The 12,258-nt window shown below is 53.2% G+C and carries 14 protein-coding genes; 5 read left to right on the top strand and 9 right to left on the bottom strand.

The window, feature by feature from the left end; all coding sequences use genetic code 11:
- The first annotated feature begins 124 nt into the window (after window positions 1–124).
- Window positions 125–433, top strand: coding sequence for a type II toxin-antitoxin system RelE/ParE family toxin (locus ACLRGG_RS07570; protein WP_416249152.1), 309 nt, complete (start codon window positions 125–127; stop codon window positions 431–433).
- Window positions 430–726, top strand: a complete 297-nt coding sequence (locus ACLRGG_RS07565; RefSeq protein WP_416249151.1) for a helix-turn-helix domain-containing protein — start codon at window positions 430–432, stop codon at window positions 724–726. Before ACLRGG_RS07570 ends, ACLRGG_RS07565 begins: the two co-directional genes overlap by 4 nt.
- A gap of 36 nt (window positions 727–762) precedes the next feature.
- Here ACLRGG_RS07565 and ACLRGG_RS07560 read toward each other — a convergent pair whose 3' ends face one another.
- The 7 genes from ACLRGG_RS07560 to ACLRGG_RS07530 form a co-directional block, all read right to left on the bottom strand.
- On the bottom strand, window positions 763–972 hold the full coding sequence (locus tag ACLRGG_RS07560; RefSeq protein ID WP_416249150.1) for a hypothetical protein: 210 nt from the start codon (window positions 970–972) through the stop codon (window positions 763–765).
- Between the two features lie 417 nt (window positions 973–1,389).
- Window positions 1,390–1,638 carry a hypothetical protein gene (locus ACLRGG_RS07555; protein WP_416249149.1) on the bottom strand — a complete coding sequence of 83 codons (249 nt, stop codon included), beginning with the start codon at window positions 1,636–1,638 and terminating at the stop codon, window positions 1,390–1,392.
- A gap of 2 nt (window positions 1,639–1,640) precedes the next feature.
- Complete coding sequence (gene rdgC, locus ACLRGG_RS07550) at window positions 1,641–2,558, bottom strand: recombination-associated protein RdgC (protein WP_416249148.1); 918 nt, start codon at window positions 2,556–2,558, stop codon at window positions 1,641–1,643.
- Window positions 2,555–2,779, bottom strand: a complete 225-nt coding sequence (locus ACLRGG_RS07545; protein WP_416249147.1) for a hypothetical protein — start codon at window positions 2,777–2,779, stop codon at window positions 2,555–2,557. The genes rdgC and ACLRGG_RS07545 overlap by 4 nt, the downstream gene beginning before the upstream one ends.
- Before the next feature lies 1 nt (window position 2,780).
- Entirely contained in the window at window positions 2,781–3,050 is a 270-nt protein-coding gene (locus tag ACLRGG_RS07540) for a hypothetical protein (RefSeq protein WP_416249146.1), read from the bottom strand.
- A 7-nt stretch (window positions 3,051–3,057) separates the two neighbouring features.
- Window positions 3,058–3,735 carry a bacteriophage antitermination protein Q gene (locus ACLRGG_RS07535; protein WP_416249145.1) on the bottom strand — a complete coding sequence of 226 codons (678 nt, stop codon included), beginning with the start codon at window positions 3,733–3,735 and terminating at the stop codon, window positions 3,058–3,060.
- Entirely contained in the window at window positions 3,735–3,953 is a 219-nt protein-coding gene (locus ACLRGG_RS07530) for a Cro/CI family transcriptional regulator (RefSeq protein WP_416249144.1), read from the bottom strand. The genes ACLRGG_RS07535 and ACLRGG_RS07530 overlap by 1 nt, the downstream gene beginning before the upstream one ends.
- A 123-nt stretch (window positions 3,954–4,076) precedes the next feature.
- On the opposite strand from ACLRGG_RS07530, the gene ACLRGG_RS07525 reads away from it, so the two are divergent.
- The 3 genes from ACLRGG_RS07525 (at window position 4,077) to ACLRGG_RS07515 (ending at window position 9,728) form a co-directional block, all read left to right on the top strand.
- On the top strand, window positions 4,077–4,724 hold the full coding sequence (locus ACLRGG_RS07525) for a helix-turn-helix domain-containing protein (RefSeq protein WP_416249143.1): 648 nt from the start codon (window positions 4,077–4,079) through the stop codon (window positions 4,722–4,724).
- Between the two features lie 270 nt (window positions 4,725–4,994).
- Complete coding sequence (locus ACLRGG_RS07520) at window positions 4,995–8,999, top strand: plasmid replication protein, CyRepA1 family (RefSeq protein ID WP_416249142.1); 4,005 nt, start codon at window positions 4,995–4,997, stop codon at window positions 8,997–8,999.
- Window positions 9,000–9,356: 357 nt separating this feature from the next.
- The gene (locus ACLRGG_RS07515) at window positions 9,357–9,728 is read left to right on the top strand and encodes a HumD family translesion DNA polymerase (RefSeq protein WP_416249141.1); all 372 of its coding nucleotides are present in this window, start codon (window positions 9,357–9,359) and stop codon (window positions 9,726–9,728) included.
- Between the two features lie 28 nt (window positions 9,729–9,756).
- Here ACLRGG_RS07515 and ACLRGG_RS07510 read toward each other — a convergent pair whose 3' ends face one another.
- Both ACLRGG_RS07510 and ACLRGG_RS07505 read right to left on the bottom strand, forming a co-directional pair.
- Window positions 9,757–10,110, bottom strand: coding sequence for a hypothetical protein (locus ACLRGG_RS07510; RefSeq protein ID WP_416249140.1), 354 nt, complete (start codon window positions 10,108–10,110; stop codon window positions 9,757–9,759).
- On the bottom strand, window positions 10,110–11,993 hold the full coding sequence (locus ACLRGG_RS07505; RefSeq protein ID WP_416249139.1) for a protelomerase family protein: 1,884 nt from the start codon (window positions 11,991–11,993) through the stop codon (window positions 10,110–10,112). The genes ACLRGG_RS07510 and ACLRGG_RS07505 overlap by 1 nt, the downstream gene beginning before the upstream one ends.
- Between the last annotated feature and the right edge of the window lie 265 nt (window positions 11,994–12,258).

Below are 12,258 nucleotides of genomic sequence, written 5' to 3'. Positions count from 1 at the left end.
GCGACCGAAAGAATAGCTCTGCCATATCTTCACGTAAACATAAATATTTAGTTATAACTAAACTTTTACCTTTGACTTAATATTGCGCCTGCGATAAACTTCTTTTCGTTCACAAGGAGACGCAATGTATACTGTACTGGCGCACGAACTGGCCGCGAAGGAGCTGGCGGAATTACCTGACCGCCTGCGTGGTCAGATGTTCCGGCTGATTGAGCGGCTGGAAACAGAAGGGCGGTTGAAAATGCCGCACAGTAAGGTGATTGGCGGCGGGCTGTTTGAGCTGAGAGTAGGCGGGGCCGATATTGCCAGAACGCTCTACTGTTACGAGAAGGACCAGAAAATTTATCTTCTGCACGCCTTTGTGAAGAAGACGCAGACCACGCCCGTGCGGGCGATAAATCTGGCGCGGCAGCGCCTGGGGGATTTTGAATGAAACCGGTCGGAATAAAAGAACTCAAAAGCCGCATGCTGAATACTGAGGCGGCGGTAGAGGGGTACAACGATGCAGACAGAGAGCTGGCCGTGGTGGCCCTCCTGGCTGGTCTGCGTGAGCACGCCAACATTAACAAGGCAGAGCTGGCGCGACGCCTCAACGTCACGCCGTCAACGATCACACAGCTGGAAAACAACCCGGGCGGGGTCAAGCTGAGCACGCTGGAGCGGTATGCGGCAGCGTGCGGAGGAACCATTAATATCAGCGTGTCATACTCAAAATCCGCCGTGTGACCACGGACACACAGCAGGCCGGAACCGATACCAATTTCAGGCAGTAAGTTCTGCGCCTGCTGCACAGTTTTTCATCTCGTCAATGTGTTCGATCCACTGATCCAGAAAACACAGCATTTCCGGGGTCAGGGACACACCTTCGCTTGATTCCATCGCTAAGCGCATGATGCTCATTCCGTGACGCATCTGGTTCAGCAGCTGGTTAACTCGCTCGGGGGCATGAGGCGATGTTGTTGCATTCATCATTGTTACAATCCGTGATTAACTTTAACCAAACTCGCCCGCCGGAATGGCGGGTTATGCCTGTTTCGCCTGGCGCGAAATAAGCACTTCCTAAAAAATGTACATTGGATAAATCTGAATGCGGATACATTATCCGAACTTCCAACATCCGTCTACTGAAACACAAAAATAAATTTGGTAGTTGCACTTTAATAAACACCTTCTTTGCGATACATCCCGTAAATCTAAAAGAAAATGACCGCACATTAACAGCCAGGGTCTTTGCTGTATGCCCGATAATTTATGCAACCCAAAATTTTATCAATATACACCGGATTATTTTGTGCTAAATAAAGCCTGACGGCCCAATTAACGCCAAAAAGGAGGTCGCAGCCTCCTTACATAGTTATGACGATATTTCAACACATGTTACAGGCAGCGCTATGCACCTGCCAGAACAGTGCGGTAGGCGTGAGAACGACTGATGCCGTCGGCGCGCGTGTCGCTTTTTCGCTGCAGCTTTCCCTCCGACACTGCTGCGTCATAGATGCGGCGAAGCGCACGCGTAGACAGGCCCACGTCAAAGCGCAGCACATCGAGCGACACAAACCCGTCGCACCCCTTCGCAATCATCTGGTCGCTGCGAACGCGCACCGCCTTCATGGCGTTAGCCTGCTGAATTGCAGACATAATCACAGATCCCCACGGTTCATGAATCGGGTTAAGCCGTCCATAATCTGCTGGCAGGTTTTCGCAACAATCTGCATATCCGAGGCGTGGTCCTGCTCCGATACGCTTTCAGACGCGCCACCTGCAAACCAGAGGCCCGACAGGCTGACGCCCGCTTTTTCAGGGACTTTAAGTACTAATGACGCCACTATCTTCGCCTTACCGCCATTAGGGTCAGGCTGGGTCAGTTCCATCTCAACCGCGCTGACTACGCGGTCAGTCAGAACTTCGCTGACGCTGGAATCCAGCAGAGAAAAACCCTCAAACGTCATGCGCGCACTGTTGCTGTCATGTGTGTCATGCGCAATCACTTTTCCGTACTCCGGGACGCGCAGGGATTCATCAGCCAGCAGGGTGCCACAACTAAGCAGGCGTGAAAGGCGACGGCTGGCAAAGGTCAGCACGACCGGCTCTGTGTCCAAGCTGCCGAGTGCTCTGCGCAGACGTTTCAGTGCGGCCTCACACTTGTTAATGGTGCTGCCTGCACACCACACGCGACCGGCTGGCGCATCAAACAAGATGAAGACGCCCGAGTGCTTAATAGCTGCGAACTTAGTCGCTTCACGCTCTGCGATGGCCTGCAATTCTCCCCGGGTTTCCTCTGTCAGTTCCCGGCCTTCCTCTTCAACTTTTTGCAGGCGGTCGCTTAAAATATTGCGCACGGCATTTGTGTCAGCTTTTCGCGTCTGCTCGCAGTAATGAAATAAATATCGGTTGTCAGACTGAATAAAACGATCGGATTCCGTTAAGAGTGCAAAGCCTGTTGATTTAGTCTGCCCATCTTTTAATTCAGAAAACGCATGACCTTCTAAACGGAGATTAATATCTTCTGGAATTTCTTTTGTCGTGATGTACGGAAAAATAACTTTAAACGCTTTCATTTTTTTGAGTCCTGAAATTTGAAACGGGATTTATTCACGCTGCGCATTAATGGCGTCAGATAATTTCGGTGAAATGCATTTTCATTTCGATTGATAAAGTCTTTTCTTTTTCGCACAGGAATAAAATCCACGCCTTTTAAACGCATCAGGTATTCATCTGTAAAATTATATTCAGTGTCGGGCGTCATTCCCCGACCGGCTGCGGCGTAAATATCATTCATATTAAATGGCCCTTTCGTGTGTGTCCGTGGTCACACAGTTCGCCGCTTCGGCCGGTTGCTTCATCGGCGCATTCTGCTGGTTATAAAATTTCTCTTCCCACAGTTCGGCAATGTACGGATCGCCCGGGCGGTTCATGCCGTTCCATTCTGCGATCACGCTCTGCTTGTTGCTGGCCGGGTAAGTACGGATGCCGCAGGACGGGCAGAACATCAGATATTCACTGCGCACAGCTGAGTAACGCAGTGAGGGCTGCCCCGGGTTACGCCGCATAAGTTGCTTACACAGGCACCCGGCAATCTCGCCGCCGGTGGCGTTCTGCTTTGAGCTGTCGCCCCACATATCCGATCACCTCTTTGTCGTAGTCATTGCAGGCGCTGATAAGAAGCGACCAGCGCGGAAGGTAGTTGTGCTGCCAATTGTCTGGCTTAATGCCGATTAAGCGGCTGAGTTCGGCGGGGCTGTATTCACGGCTTCCGCCATTTATCTGGCTGGCCGAAACCTGCACAGCCAGCCAGGCGAGGGCCTGAACTTTCTGGCTGGTTTTAGCGCTCATTTTTTTCAGCCCGGCAAGTGACGCCAGCGCCTGAAAACGGCTCCAGACCTCATGACAGATGGCGACCTGAAACTCAAAGCGCGTCGAATCCCCGTAGCAGTATTTCGCCCAGGCTATCCCTTCTTCCGGCAGCCGGTTAACGGCCTGCCGCCAGATGGATGACTGAAAGCCGCTTTCCAGAATCAGGGGCTTATTCTGTTTGTACTTTTTTCCTTCGTGATAGCGCACCGGCTCCGCTTCCACCTCGACAGTGCTGCCCTCTGACTCGATGCAGCGCAGCGGCCGGTCTGTGTAACCTTCTCCGGCGGCGGTATCGCTCATGATGGCGATCTGGCCTTTCTGCGTCATAGGCAGGTCGGAAAGGGCGTTGCGTAGCTGGCCCCGGACAAACTCATCAAGCATTAGCGCATTTCCTTACAGGCGTGTCGGGTGGCGTTCCGGTGCTCTCTGGCCAGCGTGTAGTCTGATTTCAGGTACCCGCCGGTCTTCACTTCGATTTCAAACTGACGCGCAAACGGCACGTTATCGCCCCACTGGTAAATGGCCAGTCGGTGAACGTTCAGGGCGCGCGCTGCGGCGGCTTTGGTGCCATAGAAGGCAATAACGTCGGCGGTATTCATGGGTCTGAATGGTAAGCAGGCTTAACATGATTGTAAAGCGTATTTTCCATCAGGATTAATATTTATCCTTCATGTCAAACTTACGTATAGCTGGCTTAACGTTGGTAGGTTATTATCGGGCGCATGAACAGAGGACAATGGCTGAAAGCTCGCCGCGAAGAGCTGAAACACGCGAACCCCAATAATGCCAGCGCCTACAGTCTGCGCGGGGTTGCCGAGGCAATTGGCTGTACGCATGCTGCTCTCGGACACCTTGAAAGAACGGACGGTATGCCAACGCTGGATCTGGCTCTTAAACTTGCGAAGATTTACGGACGTTCGCCGGAATGGGTTTTAACAGGGAAGGATGCCAGTTCGGAGCACGGTATCCCGATTGTTGGAACAACGCTGACCGGCCCCAGTGACGTATTTTTAAAAGATGGCGTGCAGAACGCGGCGGACCAGCAGTTCGTGGATGTGCCGAACAACGTTGCGCGCAGGCTGTATGCGGTTCGCATCGCTGACAGCCGGGGCGCGCCAGCGTTTCAGGCGGGCGATCTGATTATTGCCGATTCTGATGTACGTCCGATAACTGGCGAAACGCATTTGGTGAAATTACGCCGGGATGATAACTTTATTGCCATCATGACCCTGATTACGGATATGGGCGATAGTTTTGTATTCAATTCATTGAAGGAACTGAATAACCGAGAAGTGTTCCGATATGACGAAATTGAGTATTTACACCCCATCGTGGCGATGGCGAAAGCCTGGACAGTAAAAAAGATCTGACAAACATGCTTTCCATGTTTGTAAAGTCGGCTTGACGCCGTTATTATTTTGCCGGTAATAACGACGCGCAGGTCAGGCTATAAATTGGCGAATTAGTAGGCAGTTCCGAATTCGGGACGAAAAAAAACCCGGTTTTGCCGACCGGGTTCTTCCTCTAATTCTTTTAGCTGGTCTTAGCGACACAACTAAAGATGCTTTAGCGAGCGACTTTATTGTAGCTAAGACCGGACCCTGTGCGCAAGTTCAATGCGTACTGATTCTGGTTAAAAAATGACAATAACGGATTTTTACCAGGAGTTTTATAACTCCGATCCCTATGAGCTTTTCAGGGCTGGCGACCACGAAGTCGCACAGATAGCCGAACAGGCCGGTTTTGACTGGTCTGCGAATGCATCTTCCATCCGCCTGATTGACGGTGACGGCCTTCAGACGAAGTTCCGCACCTATAACCGCCGCTACCCCATCACCACCGAACCCCGGCTGAAAGGCCATGCCGATATTTATTCCAATATCCGCAGCAGCGGGCGCATCCGTTACCCGTTCATTAACTTTGTTGTTAAGCAGAAAGGCGCGGGTGAGTGGAACGGCTATGACTTCCTGAAACGCGAATACGACGAACACATGCGCCGCTGTGCGACCGTGGTCACACAGACCCCGGAAGAGATCCGCCGCCGTGAAGAACGTCGCCAGCAGCAGAAAGCGCGCCGCCTTGAGCGCGAACAGATTGCTGCTGTTGAGGCTAAACGCCGCGCACAGGAAGCAGCAGAAGCCCGCGAAGAGTGGAACCGGATTAAAGACGCATTTGACGCCGCGCCGCGTGAAGATGGCTCACATCCTTACGCCATCGAAAAGCGTATCGCGCCGGTATTTGCGCATTGTGACGTGCGCCGCGTGACGATGTGTGTCCGTGGTCACACAGGACGTAAAGCCGAGTTTATGGCGATCCCGCTGCGCCATCTGAACGGTGAGCAGGCCGGTAAACTGGCGGGCTGGCAACGCATTTTCATGAACGGCAAAAAGCGCCAGACCGCAGCGATTGAAGAAGTCAGCTATGTCGGCGCGGCCTTTGTTATTGGCTCGCTTGAGAACGCGCAGCGCGTGGCCGTCGCGGAAGGTTTTGCGACCGCTGCATCTGTGTTCCTGGCTGAGCCTGGGCGGTTCGATGCGGTTGTCGTCGCCATTTCTGCCGGTAACATGATCCACGTCGTGCGCCAGCTGATTGATCTCGAGTGCGGATTTGATATTACCTGCGCGCTGGATAATGACCGCCTTAAGCCCCGTAAAGGCAACACCGGTATGCTTACCGGTCTTGAAATTCTGGAAGCCTTCCCGGATGCCGGGATCAAATGTATTTTCCCGACGTTTTATGATGAAAACGGGAACGATTTCAACGACCTGTTTGTTCTGAATGGCCGCATTGAAACTGTCAGCCAGATGAAAGCACAGGCGAACCGCCTGAGCCGTCCGGCTAACCTGTACGATGCCGCGCTTCAAAAGCTGCGCTTTATGAGTCAGGAAAATTCAGACCAGTTTGAAAAGCAGGTTTTTCAGTGCGTTGATGTGGCCATGCTGTCCTGCCCGGGCGAACTGAGTCGCGACGAAGTGAAAGCGATGATCGCTGACCGGCTTAAAGAAATGCAGGCAGATGAAGCGTTAACCATCAGCGCACACAGCCGCATTGAATGGAAATACCGCCTCAAGAAAAAAGCCGCAATGGAAGCGCGCGGCTTTACTGATGCGATCACTGACTCACGATTCCGCCCGGAACACGTTGATTATCGCAGGCTGAAAACCTCAAAAATCACCCCGCAGGTCCTCGACCTTGTGATGCGCCTTTCAAAGACCGGTCCGGTTATTGTTCGTGCCGGTATGGGTTCAGGCAAGACGCGTAACCTGATGCGCCCTATCATGCAGCAGTCACATCGCGGCGTGGCACTGGCAAACCGTGTCAGCCTGATGCTGTCTATGAACAGCGTCATGCAGCTGGACGACGAAGGCAACCAGCGCGACTCGGCGGTGTTCTACTACAAAGACGATATGGGTGGCATTTCCCCCGAGCTGATTAACAAGCTGACGATCTGCATTAACTCCATCATTAAGCCTAAGTGGCAGCCCCTGATGAACAACCACGATTTCATCGGGCTGGACGAAGCCACGCAGGGCCTGCGCGGCATTCTTATCGGCAAGGCGATGGAAAACCCGGTCAGCGTGTTCAATCACCTGATCGATGCGTTTGCCCGTACCACAGAATGCGCGCTGCTGGTCGATGCTGACGCCAACGATTCACTTGTCACGTTCTGCGAACTGGCGATGCAGAAGCGCCAGCGTACCGGCCTGCCGCAGTGGGAAAAAATTCACGTTATCGAACTGCCGGTCGATGTGACCTGCGACCCGGAAGACGGCAGCGAAGAGCGCCAGCCACTGCGCGTGCTGTACACCGACCGCGACCGCGTTTATTTCGAAATCATGGCGGCTGCCAAACGCGAAGAAAAGATCCTGATTGCGACCGATTCCAAAGCGTTCGGCCAGCAGGTTTACGACCAGCTGATCACCGACTTCCCTGATAAGCGCTGGCTGTACGTCAGCCAGGACACAAAAATGCAGGACGACGTTAAGGCGTTCATGAGTGACCCGAATGGCTGCGTGCGCAACTATGACGGCCTCATTTACAGCCCCGCGATTTCTTCCGGCGTTTCACTGGACGAACACCGTCACTTTACCCGGCATTTCGGCATGTTCTGCGGCCAGATCGTGCCGTCAGATGCGATTCAGATGCTGCGCCGCGACCGTAAGGCCCGCGAATTTCTGATCGGGCTGGCGCAGCTGCCGGGCCGTAAGGAAACCAGCGAAGACGCCCGCCGCAATGGCTTTGCCGGTGCCGTCAGCTATACCGACTTTTTCCTGAATCACGTTACTGATATCCGCCTGGACCCGGAAGCGCGCCGCGCCTCGTTTGGTCTGGCTGATACTGATTTTACTGATATGCAGTTCCGCCTGGCGGCGCAGGAAGCCGCCGCCCGCAACGACTTCAAAAATAACCTGATCCTGATTCTGGAGGCCGACGGCTATTCCGTGAAGCAGCTGGCCCCGAGCGACCCGCGCAGTGAAGCCGGGAAGCAGATGCGCAAGGAGTCACGCGAGCGGGTATGGGAGCAGACCGTACTGGTCCACATGGAAGCCGTAACGCCGTCTGATGAAGAGCGCGAACAGCTGATGGACGCGGAATATCTCGACGTGGTGCAGCAGGCACAGCTGGCCCGCTGGGAAATAGAAAACGAACTGATGCTCGATGTGACGCCTGAAACGCTGGCGTTTTACATGGACGGTGGCCGGAAAAAATTAAGCCTGCTGGAGCTGATGAACATGGACGACGCTACGGCAGCGGCCATTGATGACCATCAGGCGATGATCTGTTTCTCTTACAGTTTCCGTAAAGCCATGCGCACCAACTTTGTTTCCATTACTGCACACACACGCGAAGAGGCTGACGCAAAATTCCGCAAGCTGCAGCCGGGTGTTGCATCATTCACTGTACGCCATCAGCCGCTGGTCGAGGTGCCGAACCGCACCTTTGCAGCCCTGCACAGTAAAGCGCTGCGCCTGTACTTTGAGAAGTGCGGTATTGATACCCGGACCGGCAGCGGACAGGCGACGAAAGAGGCGCAGAAAGAAGCGCTGACCGCCGTGGTCGAGCTGGCTGGCGTGGACGCGTTTAACAACGTTCTGCGCTTCGGTGGCTACCTCGGACGTAATGGCGCTAAAAAACGCCCTGACGTCGTTTTTAAGGACATTTGCGGCGCACTCGGCTTCGTGGTTGAGAATGACCGCATTGGCGCGCGTGGGGCGCGTGTGATGCGTCTGGATGCCGGTTCGGTGGCATTCATGAACAGTCTGAACGCGCTGCGTGCTGACGCCGGGAAATCGTTCTTTAACGCGAAGGCGGAACCGGTGGAAATGGGCGGAAGTGATGATCCAGATCTTTTCTTAGGTCTTATAGATAACGAAAGATCTGGATCACGCGATTGCGACATCACCGCGTCCAGCAATGGCGCTTCGCAGAACGCCGCAGAGGCCGCCGTAGCGCTGGCCGTGGCTGACACGCCGGTCCCACTCCGGTGGGTTGTCAGCGTGCTTACCAGCGACGAACTGAAGCAGCTGGCGGCTATGCCGGTGCAGCTGGCGCGCGCAACACTCGCGGGAATGTATCTGGCCGACCATATCGGCTCGCTGAATCCCGGCGAACATGCCGCCCTGAAACGCCTGCAAGCAAGCTGACACAGGGGCAAAACAGGCGCGAAGGTGTGATCCAGATGTTTTGGTAGGTCTTATAAGTAAGGAAAGATCTGGATCACGGGGAAACGGCGAGGAATCTGCCCAGACATCAGTGGCGCAGCCTTCAACGCCATTCACTGTAATCAGTAGAGATAACAAATTTTTAAAGCGGTTATAAAAATATTTTCGAGTGCATTCAGAACAGCCTTTACAGAAAATAAGCGCAGCGGCTTGCGCTCAGTGATAATTTTTTCCGGTACTAATCAAGCTGCTATGTCGCAATCTTCTTTTACCTGCTTCCCTTATTTTCGCCCTCATTTATACTGTATAAAAATACAGTAAAATAGGAGGGCAAAAATTATGGGTTTCCCGTCTCCCGCTCAGGACTACACAGAATCACGAATTTCTCTTGATGGCCTCTGTAATACCAATAGGCCGTCAGTTTACCTATTTAAAGCTGATGCAGATTCGTCACAGGATGGAATTAAAAAGGGCGCTTTGCTGGTCGTTAACAGTGACAGCAAACCGTCTGATGGCAGCATTATCGCCGCGAAAATTGACGGCTCTTTCAGGCTGGTGAGGTACCGGACCGTTCCGCAGATTCATTTGCAGGAACTGAATCACCCTGGTCGCCGTCTGGCTCTGACCGATGATGAAGCCAGCGGCGAAGAGGGGATCTGTTTTGGGGTGATAACGCACGTTCTGAACGACGTGCGCGTGTTAGACAACTGAAAGGCTGGCCGGGCGGCCAGCTTTACATTTACTCCAAGCCGGTAATTCTGGAACAGACCTTCGCGAATTTTGACGTGGTGTTAAAACCTATCCGGCCCCGGAAAAGCCATTGAAATGGCATTGTCATCACCCACAACGGCACAAACCACAGCCTGTTAAGGCGCTGCCAGAACGTTGCGTCGCGCGAGGCTTGCCATTCAGTGTTATTAACGACCTGATAAGCATACTCGTCGGGCATAATCTCGCTGTCGTAGTAGGCTTTCGCATCCCCTTCACATAAAAACCGCGTGATCGCTTTCCAGTTTTCGAAGCCTTGCGCTTTGAGCCTTTTTTCGAGTTCATACCGATAAAGAACCGGCACCCATCCTCTGCGATAAATCATCAGTGATACGCCTCCCACGCCTTCATCATTGCATCCTTAATATTTTCAGCGCTGCCGGTCCACGCATAGCGCTGGCCGCCAAACTCATAACGGATCACCCATTCGCCATTATCGTTGCGCTTTGGGGCGTCAAAGCGGGGGCGTTCTTCGGTCGGAGGTTCGGCTGCAGCAGGTTCATCGGTGCTTTCCTCCACCAGCTCTATCTCGTCGTCTTCGTGGGCGTCGTCGGCCTCTTCCTCTTCTGCCTCATCGTCTGCCAGCTCTTCGGCGTGCTCGTCATTATCCAGCACGATGGCTTTAACGTTTTCTGCCAGCTGCAGGCGCCCGTTCTCCCCGATCGTCTGCCCCAGCGCATCAGCTGCAACCTCCAAATAGCGTTGAATCAGCAGGGTATTGAAACCCAGCTTGCGCAGGCGGGTACTGTTAATAATCGCCCCGGGTTCTGCTTCGATTATGCGCTTTACTTCATCATGTAACTTAATGGCCGCGTCGCCGCGTGCAAATCCGGGCATCATGTCGTCCAGTTCGTGAAGCCCTGCCAGTCGGCTGTTTTGCTCGCCTGTTTCATATTTCCAGCTCCGCGAAAAGTTATGCAGCTTGAACTGCTTATAGTGCAGCTGCGTCCCTTCGTCGTCGTGACCGAGGATTTCAGAAAAGAACACGTCCTCATCGACTTTGGCCCAGCGGGGGTCAACGCGGAACCATGACTCATAGGCGATGCGGGCATAGATAGCGCGGCTATCCTTGAAAACCCGCCGGTCATCGCTGAAGAACGTTTTTACCCAGGCGTTAAAAGAGTTGCCAAGCAGGGTGGAAATCCTGCCATTCTCTGATCGCGTGTCGTCTTCGCCGTAGCCTTTAACCACCTCGTCAAAATCGGCTGCGGCCGCACTGCCGCGCAGTATATTCAGGCGGTCAACAAACAGGGCGCTATCGCAAAGCGTGTAGATAGTCCGGGGCGTGCCGTCCTCTTCACTGCGCTTTTTAGCCTGCCCGACAAAATCGACCGTGTAGCGGCCTGTAGGGGTGAACTCACCTAATCGCATAATCTCAATCATGCGGCGGCCAGATACCGCAGCAAGCGCAAAAGCAAGCGGGGCCATGCTGGTTCGCGTGTTAAAGCTGTACTGACTGGTCGGGGTATGCAGTATGTCTAACACGGCCTGCATATAGGCCGGGTAATCTATCAGAACAGTGCTGCGCTTTTTCTCGTCGAGCACGTCGCCCCATCGTTTCTGTATCGATACGCGCTCGGCCTGGCTTAACGTCAGCGCATACATGACCTCATGATTAATCCGCAGGCTCATCAGGTCATCGAGCAGGCGATCGCCCTCCTGGAAATACTTGTAAAGCCGCTCGCGGGCTTCCCGCCAGTCTGGTGCGTTCAGGTCAAACAGGGCAAGTTTCCACCCTGGGTATTTCGACCCGAGCGCGATCACTTTCTTCTCTGCCGCCTTTGTTCCCGGGCGAACTTCGCCTAACGCTTCGGACAACGGCATGATTTCCTTCAGGCGCTCTTTCAGGGCCGCAGCGCGCACGCGGATTTCCTTCACCGGCAGGTTTAACCAGGAATTAAGCTCGTCGGCGTAAAGCGGGTACTTTGCGGCCATATCGATCACGTTTTTTTCAAAAGAATGATGTAGTCGGTCATCAAATTTCGAACGCGCCCGGCTCATGTACGTGTTGTACGTGTTCGCTGTTACGCGCTTTGCCAGACCCTTTCCGCGATATTTCCGCTTGTCCGCAAACAGAGCATTTTTAAACCTACTGGCGGCGGCCTTGTGCTTTTTGGTTTTGATTCCCTGCGGAATGTCCGAGGCGTCGATTTCATCAACTTCCGCTATCAGGCGGTTCACCATCTCGCCTATCTTGATTTTTGCCATGCTACCCCCCTCATTTTTGCGATTAAGTTATCGTAACACATTTATAAGACATAGCAATATGTCGATGTAAAAATAACCGACCAATTAACGTAACCAAAATACGAGAATCAACGTAACACAAAAAGGATGCACGATGTATATTGACATGAGAATGCGTTACGATTAACATAACTAATAGTTAAATATACGCGCGTATATTTAACTATTAGCTGTCTCTTATACACATCTCCGAGCCCACGAGACTGGTTCTCATATCTGGGGTGGG

It is taken from the genome of Erwinia sp. PPS120 (assembly GCF_047918655.1).
Lineage (GTDB): Bacteria > Pseudomonadota > Gammaproteobacteria > Enterobacterales > Enterobacteriaceae > Erwinia > Erwinia tasmaniensis_A.
The sequence above is the reverse complement of the archived record's forward strand: the minus strand, read 5'-3'. Positions and strand labels throughout refer to the sequence as shown.